The 17,940-nt window shown below is 40.7% G+C and carries 13 protein-coding genes; 7 read left to right on the top strand and 6 right to left on the bottom strand.

The window, feature by feature from the left end; all coding sequences use genetic code 11:
• The first annotated feature begins 2 nt into the window (after positions 1–2).
• The gene (gene pta / locus F909_RS15045; RefSeq protein WP_005146992.1) at positions 3–2,138 is read left to right on the top strand and encodes a phosphate acetyltransferase; all 2,136 of its coding nucleotides are present in this window, start codon (positions 3–5) and stop codon (positions 2,136–2,138) included.
• Between the two features lie 54 nt (positions 2,139–2,192).
• Here pta and F909_RS15040 read toward each other — a convergent pair whose 3' ends face one another.
• Both F909_RS15040 and F909_RS15035 read right to left on the bottom strand, forming a co-directional pair.
• Positions 2,193–2,801 carry a class I SAM-dependent methyltransferase gene (locus tag F909_RS15040; RefSeq protein WP_005146993.1) on the bottom strand — a complete coding sequence of 203 codons (609 nt, stop codon included), beginning with the start codon at positions 2,799–2,801 and terminating at the stop codon, positions 2,193–2,195.
• 55 nt (positions 2,802–2,856) lie between these two features.
• Complete coding sequence (locus tag F909_RS15035; protein ID WP_005146994.1) at positions 2,857–3,771, bottom strand: DMT family transporter; 915 nt, start codon at positions 3,769–3,771, stop codon at positions 2,857–2,859.
• A gap of 183 nt (positions 3,772–3,954) precedes the next feature.
• On the opposite strand from F909_RS15035, the gene F909_RS15030 reads away from it, so the two are divergent.
• The 3 genes from F909_RS15030 (at position 3,955) to F909_RS15020 (ending at position 7,140) form a co-directional block, all read left to right on the top strand.
• Complete coding sequence (locus F909_RS15030; RefSeq protein ID WP_005146995.1) at positions 3,955–4,815, top strand: helix-turn-helix transcriptional regulator; 861 nt, start codon at positions 3,955–3,957, stop codon at positions 4,813–4,815.
• A gap of 148 nt (positions 4,816–4,963) precedes the next feature.
• A complete protein-coding gene (locus F909_RS15025) occupies positions 4,964–6,490 on the top strand; it encodes a fumarate hydratase (protein WP_005146996.1) in 1,527 nt (508 codons plus the stop codon).
• A 107-nt stretch (positions 6,491–6,597) separates the two neighbouring features.
• Positions 6,598–7,140, top strand: coding sequence for a DUF2059 domain-containing protein (locus tag F909_RS15020; RefSeq protein WP_005146997.1), 543 nt, complete (start codon positions 6,598–6,600; stop codon positions 7,138–7,140).
• A 14-nt stretch (positions 7,141–7,154) separates the two neighbouring features.
• On the opposite strand, the gene F909_RS15015 is transcribed toward F909_RS15020, so the two are convergent.
• The 4 genes from F909_RS15015 to tig all read right to left on the bottom strand — a co-directional run bounded on the left by F909_RS15015 (position 7,155) and on the right by tig (position 11,667).
• On the bottom strand, positions 7,155–7,871 hold the full coding sequence (locus F909_RS15015) for a DUF2846 domain-containing protein (RefSeq protein WP_005146999.1): 717 nt from the start codon (positions 7,869–7,871) through the stop codon (positions 7,155–7,157).
• Positions 7,872–8,024: 153 nt separating this feature from the next.
• Positions 8,025–9,335 carry an ATP-dependent Clp protease ATP-binding subunit ClpX gene (gene clpX / locus F909_RS15010; protein ID WP_005147000.1) on the bottom strand — a complete coding sequence of 437 codons (1,311 nt, stop codon included), beginning with the start codon at positions 9,333–9,335 and terminating at the stop codon, positions 8,025–8,027.
• Positions 9,336–9,377: 42 nt separating this feature from the next.
• A complete protein-coding gene (gene clpP, locus F909_RS15005) occupies positions 9,378–9,983 on the bottom strand; it encodes an ATP-dependent Clp endopeptidase proteolytic subunit ClpP (RefSeq protein ID WP_004775790.1) in 606 nt (201 codons plus the stop codon).
• Positions 9,984–10,335: 352 nt separating this feature from the next.
• The gene (gene tig / locus F909_RS15000; protein WP_005147001.1) at positions 10,336–11,667 is read right to left on the bottom strand and encodes a trigger factor; all 1,332 of its coding nucleotides are present in this window, start codon (positions 11,665–11,667) and stop codon (positions 10,336–10,338) included.
• Positions 11,668–11,915: 248 nt separating this feature from the next.
• On the opposite strand from tig, the gene F909_RS14995 reads away from it, so the two are divergent.
• From F909_RS14995 to F909_RS14985, 3 genes are all read left to right on the top strand, one after another.
• Positions 11,916–14,093 carry a TonB-dependent receptor domain-containing protein gene (locus F909_RS14995; RefSeq protein ID WP_005147002.1) on the top strand — a complete coding sequence of 726 codons (2,178 nt, stop codon included), beginning with the start codon at positions 11,916–11,918 and terminating at the stop codon, positions 14,091–14,093.
• A 518-nt stretch (positions 14,094–14,611) separates the two neighbouring features.
• Positions 14,612–16,891 (top strand): TonB-dependent receptor, encoded by a 2,280-nt coding sequence (locus F909_RS14990; RefSeq protein ID WP_005147004.1) that lies wholly within the window; start codon positions 14,612–14,614, stop codon positions 16,889–16,891.
• Positions 16,892–16,992: 101 nt separating this feature from the next.
• Complete coding sequence (locus F909_RS14985; RefSeq protein WP_005147006.1) at positions 16,993–17,676, top strand: Fe2+-dependent dioxygenase; 684 nt, start codon at positions 16,993–16,995, stop codon at positions 17,674–17,676.
• The last annotated feature ends 264 nt before the right edge of the window (positions 17,677–17,940 follow it).

Genomic DNA, 17,940 nt, shown 5'->3' on the forward strand with positions numbered 1-17,940 from the left:
CTATGAATACGATTTTACTCATCCCGACAGGTGAAGGTGTTGGCTTGACTTCAGCCTGTTTAGGCATGATTTACGCGCTTGACTGTAAAGGTATCAATGCCGGTTTCTTAAAACCTTACTCTCAAATTGCAGATACCACGGTTGACCGTACCACGACGTTATATCGTCATTTATTTCAGCATTCATCCGCTGAACCCATTACCTATGAAAGGCTGACGCAACTCATCGCCTTAGGCGAAACCGATGAACTTCTTGAGGAGGCAGTTGCGCTACATCGTCAAATTTCAGCGGATCATGATGTGATTATCGTTGAGGGATTGGTACCGAATGGACAAGATCATTTTGTCAGTGAAATCAATGCCGCACTCGCACAAGCACTCGATGCACAAGTGGTTTTGGTCAGCACAGCTGATTTAGCAGACCCGCGTAAAACAGCAGAAAGAGTTGACGCCCATTTACGCCAGTTTGGCGGCGCAGCATCAGCACGCACTACTGGTGTCCTGTTTATGCGCACCAAGGGACTACCAGAAGGCACTGCTGCAATTCCACTCACACTTGATCCAAGTTTACGTCTCGATCAGCAAATCGATGCATTTGCATTGGAATTACAACGCTATAACCGCTTCATGGGAACTGATGAATTACCGATTATTGGACTTGTGCCCTTTAGTAATACACTCAGCGTCCCGCGTAGTTTGGATATCGCATCCATTATCAAAGGCACTTGGTTACATCAAGGTGAAGCTAAACAACGTCGTATTTTGCATACCAGTTTAATCGCTTCGAATATTGAATCTGAACTGCATAAATTTGTTGCGGGCGAATTGATTATTAGCGCATCACAACGCACCGATGCGATCTTGGCTGCTAGTCTTGCCAGCAGCAATGGTACGCCTTTAGCGGGTTTAGTGCTGACTGAGCAAGCAGCTCCAGCAAACAATGTGCTTGAGTTCTGCCAAACTGCGATTAAACAAGGACTCCCAATCTTACATACGTCTTTAGATACCTTAGAAACAGCACAACTGCTGCATCGCTTTGGTAATGAAATTCCAATTGATGATACTGAACGTGCCGAGCAAGTCACGCGCTTTGTATCGAGTCATTTAGACAGCAATTGGCTGGATCAACATACCCAGAACAATCTGCACCCTCGTCTGTCACCTTCAGCATTCCGCTATGAGTTAGTACAAAAATCCATTGCTGCAAAAAAACGAATCGTCCTGCCTGAAGGTGATGAGCCTCGTACCGTACAAGCTGCTGTCATTTGTCAAACTCGTGGTATCGCACAATGTATTTTATTGGCGAAACCTGAATCGGTTGCCGAGGTTGCAAAAGCACGCGGTATTCAGTTGCCAGCAGATTTACAAATCATTGATCCAGACACTATCCGTGATCAATATATCGAGCCAATGGTGGAGCTGCGTAAAGGTAAACTTGATGCGCTACAAGCCAAAGCACAACTGCAAGATACCGTAGTGCTTGGTACCATGATGTTGGCTTTGGATCAGGTCGATGGTCTCGTTTCTGGTGCGATTCACACCACCGCCAATACCGTGCGTCCTGCATTTCAGTTAATTAAAACTGCACCGAATTATTCATTGGTGTCATCAATCTTCTTTATGTTGTTGCCCGATGAAGTCTATGTGTATGGTGACTGTGCGATTAACCCAGATCCAAATGCCGAGCAACTTGCTGAAATTGCGATTCAATCCGCAGACTCAGCCAAAGCCTTTGGACTAGATCCGCGTATTGCCATGATTAGCTATTCTACAGGTACTTCGGGTACAGGTGCCGATGTTGAGAAAGTGGCTGAAGCCACTAAAATTGCTCAACAGCGTCGCCCTGATTTACTGATCGATGGTCCATTGCAATATGATGCTGCTTCGGTTGAAAGTGTAGGTCGTCAAAAAGCACCGGACTCGCAAGTGGCAGGACGTGCCAATGTGTTTATCTTCCCTGATCTGAATACAGGTAATACCACCTATAAAGCGGTACAACGTGCTGCCAATGTCGTGAGTGTCGGCCCGATGCTACAAGGCTTAAATAAACCTGTGAATGACTTGTCTCGTGGTGCATTGGTCGATGATATTGTGTTTACCATTGCTTTAACTGCGATTCAGGCCAAACAACAAGATTAAACCTCCTATTCAATCGAAATTTAAAAAGCCCTTTTGATTAAAAGGGCTTTTTAATTAGCGGTATTGAGCCAACCAAATCGTATGTCCCGTACATTCAATATCTTCAGCAATCATTTTAATCAGCTTAAACCCATTGTCTTGCAGCAAAGTCTGATATTCCTCCGCTGAGAGACTGGCATGGTACAGTGGCTCTCCACATAACAAACCAATCGCCTCACCCTGCTCAGGACCACTACTAAACATTAAAGCGGTCCCTGATTGCGCATATTTGGCAAAACGCTTAAACATCTTACGTTGATCATCGGGTGTGAGATGAAAGAAACTATCCCAAGCTAAAATCCCTTGGAACTTGTGTCCAGTGAGATATTCCCGAAAATCCTGCTGCACCCAGACCTGTTTAGGAAAACTTAGCCGTGCGGCCTCAATCATTTGGTCCGAAGCATCTACACCTGTTATCTGGTAGCCTTGCGCAATAAAATAGGCAGCGATCGGCTGCCCTGAACCACAGCCCAAATCCAAAATATTTGCCGAGCTTGGTAATAAGCTTAGAAAACGATCAAGCCAAACTTTTTCAGATAGTCCCTTGCCTCGTAGTTCAATCCATTCACGAGCATGTTTCTGATAGAGTTCAATAATATTCTGCGCTAGATGTTCCTGTGCCATTTGATTGCCTATATCGTAAATCACCAATTCCAGAACCATCAATTTATCAGAGAACTCAACAAGACTCAGGCTTACTCATGGTCTGAATTTTCTTGGTTTGCGGTCCTTTCACAAAGAAAATTGCGTTACCACTTAAAATCAAAATGACACCAATCACGGCATTCATTTGCCAGTGATAATCCTCCCATACAGTCGAAATTACTAAAGCGACCAATGGAAATAACAAGGTACTATACGCTGCCTTACCTGCGCCAATCCGCCCCACTAAATAGAAATATGCAGTAAAACCAATCACCGAACCAAAGATCGCTAAGTACAATAAAGCACTGATTGCACTGAATGGCATACTTGGGAAAAAGTCATCCTGTCTCAACCATGAAATCACAGCCATCAACAACGAGCCATACAACATGGCGTACGCATTGGTGGTAAAAATATCCAGCCCATGTTTTTGATGGCGAGTACTAATCATATTCCCCAAAGAAAAACCATAAGTTCCTAAAATACACAGCCCAATCCCCATCAATGTATTGCTATTTAACATGGTGCCCACCACGTCATGCCAAAATAAGGCAATAATGCCAAGTACACCGAGTAAAGCTGCTGAATAAAAACGTGTCGATACTTGCTGAGCAAAAAATAATTTAGCGTTAATGGTGTTAAAAATTACTGCCATGGAAAAAATCACGGCCTCTAAACCGCTACTGACGTATTGCACCGCATAATAAAAACAGACAAAGTTAAACCCAAAAATACAGCAGGCTTGTAACATACAAAACAGATGATCTTTGCCTGCCAGTTTCTGTAACTTGCGGCTCAAGGCGACGAAAGCAAATAACACCATTGCAGAAATAAAAAAACGCCAAAACACCGCAACACTGGCCGAAATTCCACTTTGCTGTTGCAGCGTAATTGCAATCCATGTTGTTCCCCAGATCACCACAACCAAAGCATATAACAGCGCATTCATATCATTAGAACCAAACTCAATTACCTCGACGACTATTTTGCTGCTTTTGCGGTCATGATTACTTGCACCATCTTGCGGTGATTGTCATGGATTTGCGTTTTTCTAGGAACTTTTTGATCAGATGACAAAACTGGCTGAACGTTCTACACTAAACTGGATCATATTTGGCACTGCGTATAGAAGATGAAATATCAGATTCTAGATCAATTACAACAATACAAAGCGCAATTGCTCGACTCGGTTGAACTGGGTTCGGGTATGCAGTTGGCCATGTGGCAAAATAATCAGGATCGTGTCAGTGTCTGTAGCAATCACCATACTTTGAGTATGTATATTCAAGGCGGTTATGAAAGTTACCAAAAGACGCCGCAGGGCTGGCACAACGGTGGCGGCCCAGATCGGATGTGCCTGATGCCACAGGATTTTGAGTCGACTTGGGATCTGCGTGATCCACTCAGATTTGTACACCTTTACTATACTGAACAGCACCTACAACGAGTGGCTGAACAAGTGTGGGATCGAGAACCTAGCCAGATTATTTTAAATCCGCAGATTTTTGTGGCAGATGCACAAATTTCCATGATTTATCGCCACTTCTTACTCAATGATGCATGGCAAAACCGCGAAAATCACTTGCAGATGAGCACCGCTACCACGCTGCTACTCAATCACCTGATCAAGAATTATAGCCATGCACAATGGCAAGCACCCGAAGTTAAAGGTGGACTCTCCCCTTACGTGCTGAAGCAGTTATTAGAATGGATTGATCAACATCTCCATCTCAGCTTGACCTTGTCTGATCTGGCTCAGCAAGCGCAACTCAGCGAGTATCATTTTGCCCATATGTTCAAGCAATCCATGCAAATGCCACCGCATCAATATGTGATGCAACGCCGCCTAGAACTAGCACATCAAGCCCTTGAACTCACCACAACCAATTTGACTGAAATTGCGACTCAATATGGTTTTAGTTCCAGCAGCCATTTTAGTCATCGTTTTAAGAAACAGTTTGGCTATTCTCCATCCCAAATCAGAAAAAACTAATATCCAAAGACGATCTCTTGTTGCTGTAATTTAAATCGAAGATTCACTTTAGACCTTTAGCCAAATATACGCTAAAACTCCCACATTCATTCCTTTTTGTCATATAATTTAGCCCGCCAGCTAATCGCCCGCTCAAGAGAAATTTGATATGACAACGATCATCAAACAAGATGACTTGATTACATCAATCAAGGATGCCCTGCAGTTTATTTCTTACTATCACCCACAAGACTTCATCCAAGCGATGAGCCGTGCATATGATCGTGAAGATAACAAAGCCGCAAAAGATGCTATTGCACAGATCCTCATCAACTCACGTATGTGTGCTGAAGGTCACCGACCAATCTGTCAAGATACCGGTATTGTTAACGTTTTCCTTGAAGTTGGCTTAGATGTTAAATTCGATTTAACCATGAGCTTGGATGATGCAGTCAACGAAGGTGTACGCCAAGGTTACCTAGAAAACTCAAACGTACTTCGTGCTTCAGTTTTAGCAGATCCAGCTTTTGGTCGTAAGAATACCAAAGACAATACGCCTGCCGTAATCCACTACAAACTCGTACCTGGTAATAAAGTCGATATTACGGTGGCTGCAAAAGGTGGCGGTTCAGAAAATAAATCTAAACTTGCGATGTTAAACCCATCTGATTCAATCGTGGATTGGGTACTTAAAACTGTTCCGACCATGGGTGCAGGTTGGTGTCCACCAGGTATGCTCGGTATTGGTATCGGTGGTACTGCTGAAAAAGCCATGATGCTTGCAAAAGAAGCACTCATGGAAGAAATCAACATGGACGAATTACTTCGTCGCGGCCCACAAAATAAGATGGAAGAACTCCGTATCGAGATCTTCGAGAAAGTAAATGCATTGGGTATTGGTGCGCAAGGTCTTGGTGGTTTAACCACTGTTCTGGATATTAAAATCAAGGATTACCCATGCCACGCAGCAGGTAAGCCAGTCGGTATGATTCCAAACTGTGCTGCAACTCGTCATGCACACTTCCAGTTAGATGGTTCAGGTGTTGCGCATATTCAAGCACCAAAACTTGAAGACTACCCTGCTGTGACTTGGGATTCTTCTCAATCGAAGCGTGTCAACCTTGATACCATTACACAAGAAGAAATGAATGCCTGGAAACCAGGTGATACATTATTGTTGAACGGTACGATTTATACAGGTCGTGATGCAGCCCATAAACGCATGGTCGACATGTTAAATAATGGCGAAGAACTGCCAGTCGATCTAAAAGGTAAATTCATTTACTACGTAGGTCCTGTTGATCCAGTTGGTGATGAAGTGGTTGGTCCTGCTGGCCCTACAACCGCAACCCGTATGGATAAGTTTACTCGTCAAGTTTTAGAAGCGACTGGTTTGTTCGGTATGATCGGTAAAGCAGACCGTGGTCCTGCTGCAATTGAAGCAATCAAAGATAACAAAGCAACGTATCTGATGGCCGTTGGTGGTGCAGCTTACCTCGTATCTAAAGCAGTACGTGAAGCGGAAGTGGTTGCTTTTGCTGACTTAGGTATGGAAGCAATCTACAAATTCGTAGTTGAAGATATGCCTGTCTCTGTTGCTGTTGATGTGAATGGAACATCGATTCATGCGACTGCACCAAAAATCTGGCAAGCGAAAATTGGTAAAATTCCAGTGGTTGATGCAGCTGCATCATAAATAATATTCATACAATTCAAATAGCCGAATCATCGTATTCGGCTATTTTTTTGCCTACCGCTTCTGCTAAATTATAAAAAAGACGAGAACAATAAGGCGATCTATAGATGAATAAATACATGTTCAACGTGGTGATTGGACTTTGCCTTCTCGTTAGTATACAAAGTACTTTTGCAACCCCTGCCCAAAGTAAATCTGTCAAAGAACTGATCAGACTCAGCGACCTCGAACATGTTTTAAGCACCTCATTGGATGAGATGCAACCCGCACTTGATCTTGAGGCAGAAAATATTCTATTACGCGTTTTAGGCAAAGAGAGACTCACCACCACACAAGAACATCTTGCAGTGTTGGAATTGAGCCAATTATTGAAAGAGACCAGCTCCAAAGCCTTTGCTCGCCCAGAAACAGTTCGAGCAATAGAGAAAATTTATGCCGATAACCTGAGCGAAGAAGAAATACAAGCCTATTTAAAATTTATCAAAACACCTGAAGGCAAATCGATTAATCAAAAAACATTGCAAATAAGCACCAATGTTTTCAAATATATGAATAACTTAAGCCAAAAAACCTTAAATGATCCAGCACAAAGTTCACAATTGAAAGAGCAGTTCCTCACCATCATTAAACCTTTAATTCAAGATGAGTAACTGCTCAACCAAGATTACCAAGTCAATGGATTCCAAAGCTTAAATGGCTTAACCAAATGTACCTCTGACTTTTCATCATACTTTGCTGGTTTTAATTCTTGAGGTTTTGAGCGAACCTTGCCTGATGCATCTTGAGCGACAAAGTTATAGCTGGATGATTTTAATCGTGTGAAGGCAATTTCCTGATGTGCCACCTTGTCTGGTGTAATCATGAATGGACCTGTGTGCTCACTGCGAGAAATCTTATTTTCTTCATCGTATTTAATAAAATAAGTTTGTGCGGCATCGACCGTAAAGTCTAAATATTTCGGCTTTTGGAAATGCAATCCTACCAAAGGACGACTCACACTTAATCGATAAGTTCCCGCTGGCAGCTCGACCCAATAATAATGGTTGTGTAATAAGCTCGGAATACGATGACCATTGATAAATAAATTGGCCGCAGCAATTTCCTGACGGTTCCAACGTGTATCTGGACGATATAAATAAACCACCGCAGCTTGTTCATTTTGCGGTTTGATTGGCGCGTAATATTGGCCTAATTTTTGATTAACCCAACCGCCAACAGAGAAGCCGCCGACATGATATTGATCAAATAGACCTGGTTCTTTTTCTGTATCCACAGCTGGTAAGGTTGCAGTCAGCGCGATTGGTTTTTCTTCAACTGTCTTATGACTTTGACAGCCAGCCAATACCCCTGCACAACATAATGACAATACTAAATAACGCATGACATCCCTCAAGGCGTTTTCTTGGATTTATTTTTAACAGCGCAAAACTATGCACATTTTTTCAATTTTTTAAGATTAACACCTCAACGCCTAATTGCAAATAAAAAAAGCATGAAAAGCCAAGCCTTTCATGCTTTTTTAGATGAATGAGAATTAGGCTGATTTAGAATCAATCACCTTCAAATCCTTCTTTTCAGTTGCTTCCGGTGTACCCACTTGTGGTAAACGCTCTGCTTTGAATGTTGGTTTAGCCGTACCATTAATGGCAGCTTCATTCAAAATAACAGTACCAACATCTGTACGACTTGGTAAGTCATACATCGTTTCAAGTAATACGTTTTCCAGAATAGAACGTAAACCACGCGCCCCCGTATTACGTTCAAGTGCTTTCTTCGCCACGGCACGTAATGCAGACTCTTCAAAAACAAGATCTACATTTTCCATGGTGAATAGGTATTGATATTGGCGTGTTAATGCATTTTTAGGCTCTGTCAGAATCTGCATTAATGCTTCTTCATCCAGCTCTTCCAAAGTTGCAATGACTGGCAAACGACCGATAAATTCAGGAATCAAACCGAATTTAACTAGATCCGTTGCTTCTACTTGACGGAACAACTCAGAGACTTTTTTACTGTCATCTTTATTCTTCACATCTGCTGTGAAACCAATCCCACCTTTCTCTTGGCGCTGTTGTACGATTTTTTCCAAGCCAGAGAATGCACCACCACAGATAAACAGGATATTGGCTGTATCAATCTGGATGAATTCTTGCTGTGGATGCTTACGACCACCTTGTGGTGGAATAGAGGCAACCGTACCTTCAATCATTTTTAACAATGCTTGTTGTACGCCCTCACCAGACACATCACGGGTAATTGAAGGATTTTCAGATTTACGAGTAATCTTATCAATCTCATCAATATAGATAATGCCTTTTTGCGCTTTTTCTACATCGTAATCCGCTTTCTGCAATAACTTCTGCACGATGTTTTCAACATCTTCACCCACATAACCTGCTTCAGTTAAAGTGGTTGCGTCTGCCATCGCAAATGGGACATCCAGTAAACGAGCCAATGTTTGAGCAAGTAATGTTTTACCTGAACCAGTTGGTCCAATCAGCAAAATATTACTTTTTGCGATTTCAATGTCTTGATGACCGTGAGTCGATTGACCTACTTTTAAACGCTTATAGTGGTTATATACCGCAACAGATAAGGTTTTCTTCGCAACATCTTGTCCAATCACATATTGGTCTAAGGCAGCACGTATTTCGTGTGGTTTTGGCAGGGCTTTGGTTGCCCAATCACCTGCTTCAACTTGTTGACTGGTTTGAACGAGATCTAAGCAGACATCTACACACTCATTACAAATATATGCGTCCTCACCAGCAATCAATTTTCCAACTTCAGATTGCGTCTTACCACAAAATGAACAATGTTTTTGTCCTTGAGGATGTTCGGACATATTTACTCCACAACTTAAATCTTAAACTTAGGTCCTAAAAAATCAGGGACGTTTGCTCAGTACTTCATCGACTAAACCATATTCTTTGGCTGCTTGTGCCGTCATGAAATTATCACGATCTGTATCACGCGCAACGGTCTCGTAATCTTGACCACTATGTTCAGCCATCAAGCGATTCAAACGCTCTTTAATGAATAGAATTTCACGCGCGTGAATTTCGATATCAGAGGCTTGTCCACGGAAACCACCTAAAGGTTGGTGAATCATCACACGTGCATTTTCAAGACAGTAACGTTTGCCTTTTGCACCCGCATTCAATAAGAATGCACCCATTGATGCTGCTTGTCCCATACAGTAAGTCACAACATCTGGTTTGATAAACTGCATGGTATCGTAAATCGCCATACCTGCAGTCACCGATCCGCCTGGTGAATTGATATAAAGGTGAATATCTTTTTCTGGATTTTCGGCTTCAAGAAATAACATCTGCGCAACGATTAAGTTCGCCATGTTATCTTCAACTTCACCCGTTAAGAAAATAACACGCTCACGTAATAGACGTGAAAAAATATCGAATGAACGCTCACCGCGAGATGATTGTTCAACGACAACAGGAACTAAAGCATTTTCAATTGTTGGAACATACATACGTTTACTTATTCCTAAATTATTGTGACTCGATCTATGCCAACAATATGAGGGATAATCAATGAAATTGCAAAAGTTTCAATCTGAAATATTCGATTATTTAGACTAAAATCTGGCAATTTTTCGACAAATTAACACTTTGCTAACAGAGGGTTTGCAGACTTTACATCGAGACTCTAAGCAAGGGAGATTTTCTGATGATGCACAGCATGGTTTATTAAATTTCACACCTATGCTCAAAGCTCTGCAAGCCAAAGTCTTACTGTTTTAAATCATCATGAAATACAAAATTCTAAACCCTAAAGAAAAAGGCGCATTAAGCGCCTTTTTCTTGAATCAACTTTTTAAAAGATTAGCCACGGCGAGCTTGTTGTTCTTTCAATAAGTCTTCATAGCTGATCGCAACATCTTTTACTTTAGCTGCAGCTAAGATGTGATCAACCACTTGGTCTTCTAACACAACAGCTTCGATTTGAGCACGTTGTTGTTGGTCATTTTTGAAGTATTCAACCACTTCTGTTGGATCTTCATAAGAAGAAGCCATGTCATCGATGTAAGCATTAACACGTTCTTGGTCAACTTCAAGTTTAGCGTCAGCCAATACTTTGCTTACCAATACGCCAAGCTTCACTGATTTTTCAGCTTGCTCTTTGAACAATTCATCTGGAAGCATGCTGCTGTCAAATGCGCCTGCACCTTGAGCACCAAACTGTTGAGTGAATTGCTGGATCATTTGTTGACGTTGACGGTCAATTTCTTGAGCAACCATTGAAGCAGGAACTTCAATTTCGTTTGCAGCAACAAGTGCATCAAATGCAGCTTGTTTAACTTGGTTACGAAGACCGTTGCGAACTTCACGTTCCATATTCTTACGAACGTCAGCTTTTAACTTGTCTAAGCCTTCTTCTTCAGTCAAACCAAAGATTTTTAAGAATTCAGCATCAATCTCTGGAAGTTTTGCTTTTTCAACTTGCTTCACAGTGATTTTGAACTGAGCTGCTTTACCCGCTAAGTTTTCAGCTTGGTAATCTTCTGGGAAAGTCACGTCAATCACTTTCTCTTCGCCAGCTTTCATACCAACGATACCATCTTCAAAGCCTGGAATCATACGGCCAGAACCAAGAACAAGTTTAAAGTCTTCAGCAGCACCGCCTTCAAACTTCTCACCGTCAACAGTACCTTCGAAGTCGAAAGTCACTTGCATGTCTTTCTTTGCCATACCCTTAGTTACAGCCCAAGTTTGACGTTGTTTTTGCAAGTTTTCGATCATAACATCAACGTCTTTATCGTTGATTTCTGATGCTTTACGTTCAACTTCCAAGTCAGCAAAAGCTTTCACTTCTACTTCTGGATAAACTTCAACAGTCGCTTCAAAAACTAAAGCATCATCTTTGTTTTCAACTTTTTCAATGTTCGGCATACCGACCGCATTGATTTTTTCTTGTTGAATTGCTTCAAATACGGTGTCACGAATGATGTCATTCACAACTTCTTGATAAATGCCCGCACCATATTCACGGCGAACAACATTCAAAGGCACTTTACCTGGACGGAAGCCGTTGATCTTCACAGTTTTGGCAGTGCGCTGTAAGCGAGCTTCAAATTGCTCGTTAACACGGCTCGTCGGTACAGAAACATTTAAACGACGGGCAACGCCCGAAACCGCTTCAGTCGTTACTTGCATGGCTTCCTCGATATTAGTTAGTAATAACAATTTTTAAAGTGCCACATTATATGACAACTTTCTGGATATACAAAATCGGATGCTAAAAAAGCAAATATATTTTCGATTTTATCAAAAATCACAGCTTTCTTAAATCAAGCTTAAAATAAACGTTATTTTTTGTTGTTAATGATAAGTATTATCACTATACTTTGCATTCTTTTTGAACGGTTGTTCTCTTTTTCTCGTCCAGCTTTGGAACTCTAGTTATGAGTAAATTTAATTTGAATCCCCTTTCATTCACATTACTTGGGGCAATGAGCACATCCGCTTTTGCTGATACAACGGCAGCATCTGAAAATACCAACACACACCAACTTGCAACCATTGTGGTATCGGCAGCTGGTTTTGAACAAGATATTAAAAATGCACCCGCCTCAATTAGCGTCGTGACAAAAGAAGATATTGAAAAGAAAAATGCAACCAGCATTGCGGATCTACTTGCAGATGTTCCTGGTATCGATATCCGAGATGGTATTGGGAAAACATCTGGTCTAAACATTAAAATGCGTGGCTTGGGCAATGAATACAGCCTTATTTTGATTGATGGACGTCGTCAAACCACCTCATCCGATGTCACACCCAATGGCTTTGGCGAGTCAGCAAATGGTTTTTTACCACCACTTGCTTCAATTGAACGGATTGAAGTGATTCGTGGACCAATGGCTACACGCTATGGGTCAGAAGCCATGGGTGGTGTGATTAACATTATTACCAAAAAAATTAGCAGTGAATGGAATGGTAATGTCACCGTCAGTGGCAATGTAATGGAACATGGTGGTGAAGCCGACTCATGGAAAACCAGCGTCGTCGTAAATGGTCCGATCATTCAGGATAAACTAGGCCTACAGCTACGTGGTTCTTATTTAGATCGTCAGAAGTCTGAACGCATTCCGGGTACTTCTGGCCGTGATCCACGCCCAAATGCAGCAGACATCTATGATGTCGGTGGTAAATTATCATTTAAATTAAATAACCAAAATAATTTCTGGGTCGATGGTTTTCACTCAAGCCAAACCTATAAGAATGATGATAACCGTTTAGGTACACTTGATACGCCTGCTCGTGCCAATGGTTATAAGGACAAACTAGAGTTCAAACGTGATCAAATTGCTGTAGGCCATAATGGTGACTATAGTTTTGGTCAATGGAACTCTTATGTCAGCCAAACAAAAACAGAAACGATTGGCCGTACAATTCCTAGAAATACGTTCCCTGGTAATGCCGCTGGTGGTCAAGATCGTACTTTAAAGAATACTGATTTCGTCGCCGACTCACATGTGGTGATGCCAATTGCTGATCATAAGTTAACGGTTGGTGCCGAATATAAAGAAGCTAAAATTGCTGATGATATTGCAGGTCTTGGCGCAACATTCAAAAAAGACTCATTCTCTGTCTATGCAGAAGATGAATGGCGCATCCTAGATAACCTTGGCTTTACGCTGGGCGGTCGTTATGAAGATCATTCTGGTTTTGGGGGGCAATTTAGCCCACGCGCATACCTCGTTTGGAATGCAAATGACGAACTTACATTTAAAGGTGGTGTCAGCACAGGTTATAAAGCACCTTCGGCAAAAGCACTTCATGATGGTGTTATTAGTGTCAGTGCTCAAGGTGCTTCTTTTGGAATTGGTTCTCCTAATTTAAAACCTGAAGAATCAACCGACTATGAGCTAGGTTTCAACTATAACAATGGTAATTTAGATCTGAGTACCACCACATTTTTTACCAAAATTAAAAATCGGATTACTGAAGGCTCAGCATTACAGAACTGTTTCTCCGCAAGTAATCCTAATCAACCAGGCTGTGTGAGCTATGGGTCACATATCACTCAGGATAGTTTTTCACAAAGTATCAATGCGGATGAAGCCGAAACTAAAGGTGTCGAACTCAGTGTAAAATATAGCATTATTCCTGAATGGGATATTAAGGCTGCATATACCTATATGGAGACCGAGATTACCAAAGGTAAGAATAAAGGTTCATATCTGAGTAATGTCCCTAAGAATGCATTTAATATGACCTCAACATGGCACATTAACGATGCATTTGATTTATGGTTACAACATGAATATAAATCAGAGCGTAAACGCTACGACATCGCACAAACTACAGGTGATGATGCTCTAATTTACAATGCGACCAATAATAAGTTGAAGGCTTATAACTTATTCAACTTAGGTGCTAGCTATCGTGTGAATAATCAATTGCGCTTCAATGGTGCGGTGAATAACCTGCTCGACAAAGATTTCACCAGCAATGGTTCTTATATTGATACCAATGGAAACCCAGCCTCTTATTATGACTATATGGTGATTGGCTCAGGAATGTCAGGCACTTACCTTGCAGGCCGTAACTACTGGTTATCTGTCTCTTATGACTTCTAAATAACCGATATGCTGTAATAAAAAAACCTGCACATGCAGGTTTTTTTATTACTTATTCCGCTATCACACCTTACTTTGCAAAGTGATAGTTTAGTCAGTACCTATACACAGAGACTTTAATCTCAATATTAAAATTACGATTACTTTTCAATCAGAGAGTTTATCATATTCATTAATTTTTAACTTTCACCCCCCTCTTCTCTTTCTTATTAAAAATAACAAGCTGATATTCAAAAGTTTTCATATTGACTGGATATAAAAGTTAAAACTCACTTCACTTAAATGAAAAAAACCATAGAATCTAAATTAAAAATTAACAGCAAAAAAACAATCGCTTTTTTAGATTAAATAAAAAAATCAACAAATTAACAACATTTTTGAACAATTAACGAGGGAAAATTATTTAAGTTTCCATTGTAATAATTAGAAACAATTGAAAAAATCAATCCAAAATAAATGAATATAGAAATGACAATGATTATCCTTTGCATAAATTTTTACATAGTTTAGGCGTGCCCATGTCTTTTATTAAATCACGGAAGAAGCTCGTTTCTTCTGCAATTGCGTCATCACTCTCAGTAATTGCAGTACCAGCGATTGCACAAGATCAGGCAGTACAACTCCCAACCATTCATGCTCAAGCTGATAAAGAACAAAGTCTTAAAGTAGATAAATCTGGAAATACTAAGTTTGTAGCACCGCTTTTGGACACTCCAAAATCAGTTTCTGTGATTTCAAAGCAACTGATTGAAGACACACAAGTTACAACTTTAAGTGACGCACTTCGTACTGTTCCTGGCATTACATTAGGTGCTGGCGAAGGTGGTAACCCAAACGGTGACCGTCCATTTATTCGCGGCTACAACTCTGAAAGTTCTATGTATATGGATGGTGTACGTAGTTCAACATCTCAAAATCGTGAAATGTTTGCTATAGAACAAGTAGAAATTACTAAAGGTTCTGCCTCTGCCCTAGGTGGTGCTGGCACATCTGGCGGTAGTATCAACATGATTTCTAAAGTTGCCAAAAAAGGCGATGCTTTAGAAGGTTCGATTTCTGGTGGTACAGACAACTATGCCCGTATTACTTTAGACGGGAATAAAGATTTTGGTAATGGCATTGCTGGTCGTGTAGTAGTCATGGGTCACCAAAATGAAAAAGCCGGTCAACATGATGGTGCTGAATATAAACGTGCAGGTATCGCGCCAAGTATTAGCTTTGGTTTAGATTCTGCTACTCGTGGGACTTTGAGCTACTATTACTTAAAAACAAATGATGAACCAGATTCTGGTATCCCATATCAGTACGATACAACCAAGAAAGCAACCGCAGGTAAACCTGTAGATGTTAAACAAGGCACTTATTACGGTTGGAAAGATCGCGATTTCCAAAAACAAGAAAATCAGATCGGTACCATTAAGTTAGAACATGATTTAACTGATAATCTGACCCTAAGTAATACAGCTGTCTACAGTAAATCTAAAAACGACTATCTATGGACTCAACCAGATGACAGCCAAGGCAATGTCGTAAATGGTCAGGTTTGGCGCCGCGTCAATACCAATTTAACCAATACCGATGCCTTTACTGATCAATTGGCATTAACTGGTAAATTTAATACTGGTTCACTGAAGCATAGTTTTAATGCTGGTGCGGAATACTCGAAGCAAGATTCAGATCGTGGCACCAACATTGTTACCGATCCCAGCACTGCAAAAATTGGCGGGAGTGGTGCAAACAATGCTTGTTCATTACCAAATTCAAATGGGTGGTGTACTAGCCTAAACAACCCTAACTCTGGTGACACATGGTTAGGAAATATACAAAAAAATCCTAATGTCACGAATATCACCTCAAAAACTCAATCAGTTTATGTTCTAGACAACATCACAATCACTCCAGAATGGTTACTTGACCTCGGTGTGCGTTGGGACAAATTTGAAACTGATATGAAGTACAATAAAGATTCAGGATCAGTTAAAGCTGGAACTAAATACAACTCAAGCAATGATTTCTTCAACTACCAAGCCGGCCTTACTTTCAAACCAGCTGAAAATGGTGCGATTTATATTAGCTATGCAACTTCAGCCAACCCAGTCGGTGTAGATGCAGGTGATGGTTCAGAAGGGATTAGTGTCCCTGGACGCAATACCACAGATGAACAATCTCGTGCGATCAACAACCTGAAACCTGAAGAAGTTAAAACATACGAAATTGGCACTAAATGGGATTTATTAAATAATAAATTAAATCTAACTGCTGCTATTTTCCGTACTGAAAAAGAAAATACACGTGCTTTAGATACTGATGGTTTCACAAGAAACATTGGTGAAACACGTGTTGATGGTATTGAGCTGGGTGCGAATGGTAATATCACAGATAAATGGGCTGTATCTGCTGGTTATACTTATTTAGACAGTGAAATTGTAGATGCGGGCTTCGCTAAAGATAGCAGTGGTAAATATGTACCAAGTCCAACCAATGGCAACCAAGTTCAGAACGTCGCGAAGAACTCAGCAACGCTTTGGACAACATATAAAGTATTGCCTCAGCTTACTTTAGGTGCTGGTGCAGTTGCGATGGATAAAGTCTATGGCGATGCAGCAAATACAAAATGGGTTCCAGGTTATGTCCGCTATGATGCAATGGCTCGTTATAACGTTGATAAAAATGTTGACTTACAGTTAAACATCAATAATTTATCAGACAAACGTTACTTCACGAAAGCCTATGCATCTCACTATGCATCAGAAGCTGAAGGGCGTAGTGCAGTATTGTCTGTAAACTTCAAATACTAATCCCATTCATAAAGCCCATAATTTAATTATGGATTTTATTGAAAAAATAGCCTCATAATGAGGCTATTTTTATCATCATTGTTTTTACAAAGGTAGTTGTCGTGATCCATCATATTCCTAATGTATTAAGCAAAGAACAAGTTCAGTACTTTCGCGAAGAAATGGATAAAATCGAATGGGCTAATGGAAAAGTTACGGCAGGTACCCTGTCTGCTACCGTGAAAAATAATCAGCAACTGCCTGAAGACCACCCTTTAACCCATCATCTCAGTAACATCATTTTAGAAGAACTAGGCAAACACTCCCTGTTTCTCTCAGCAGCTTTACCGCTGGATATTATCCCCCCACTTTTCAATCGTTATGAAAATCAGGAATCTTTTGGATTCCATGTTGATAATTCAATTCGTCGAATTCGTGGCACTAAAGAACGCTTACGTACCGATTTATCTTGCACTTTGTTTTTATCAGAACCTGATGAATATGAAGGCGGTGAACTCGTCATCGAAGATACTTACGGATATCATGAAGCCAAATTACCCGCGGGCGATATGGTGCTCTACCCTTCATCTAGTCTGCATGAAGTGACCGCAATCAGCAGTGGGTGTCGAACGGCCTCCTTCTTTTGGGTACAAAGCATGATCCGTGATGATGCAGAACGTAATATGTTATTTACACTAGATCAGTCTATCCAAAATCTGCGGATGCAGCTTGGTGATACTCATCAAGAAGTGATTAAAATGACCAATCTTTATCACAACCTCATGCGAAAGTGGGCTGAGCTATAATTCGTACACTTTTCAAAGCTTAGAGATAAAAACAACTTTTTTATCTCTAATTGATAAAACTACGGGAAATTTTTCCCATTAAAATTTAAATAGTGCAAAAAACAGGGAAATATTCCCCATTCATTCCAATTAAAATGTTTTATAGAGCTTTGCAGTCGTCTGTATTTTCACCTAGACTGATTACGGTTAGATGATTAAGATAACTGTAAAATTAAATAACCCATATGAATGGTAGATGATGAAAACAAATCGCGGCTTTACCCA

Origin of the sequence: Acinetobacter sp. ANC 3929, assembly GCF_000369405.1 — a bacterium.
In the GTDB taxonomy this organism is placed as follows: Bacteria; Pseudomonadota; Gammaproteobacteria; order Pseudomonadales; family Moraxellaceae; genus Acinetobacter.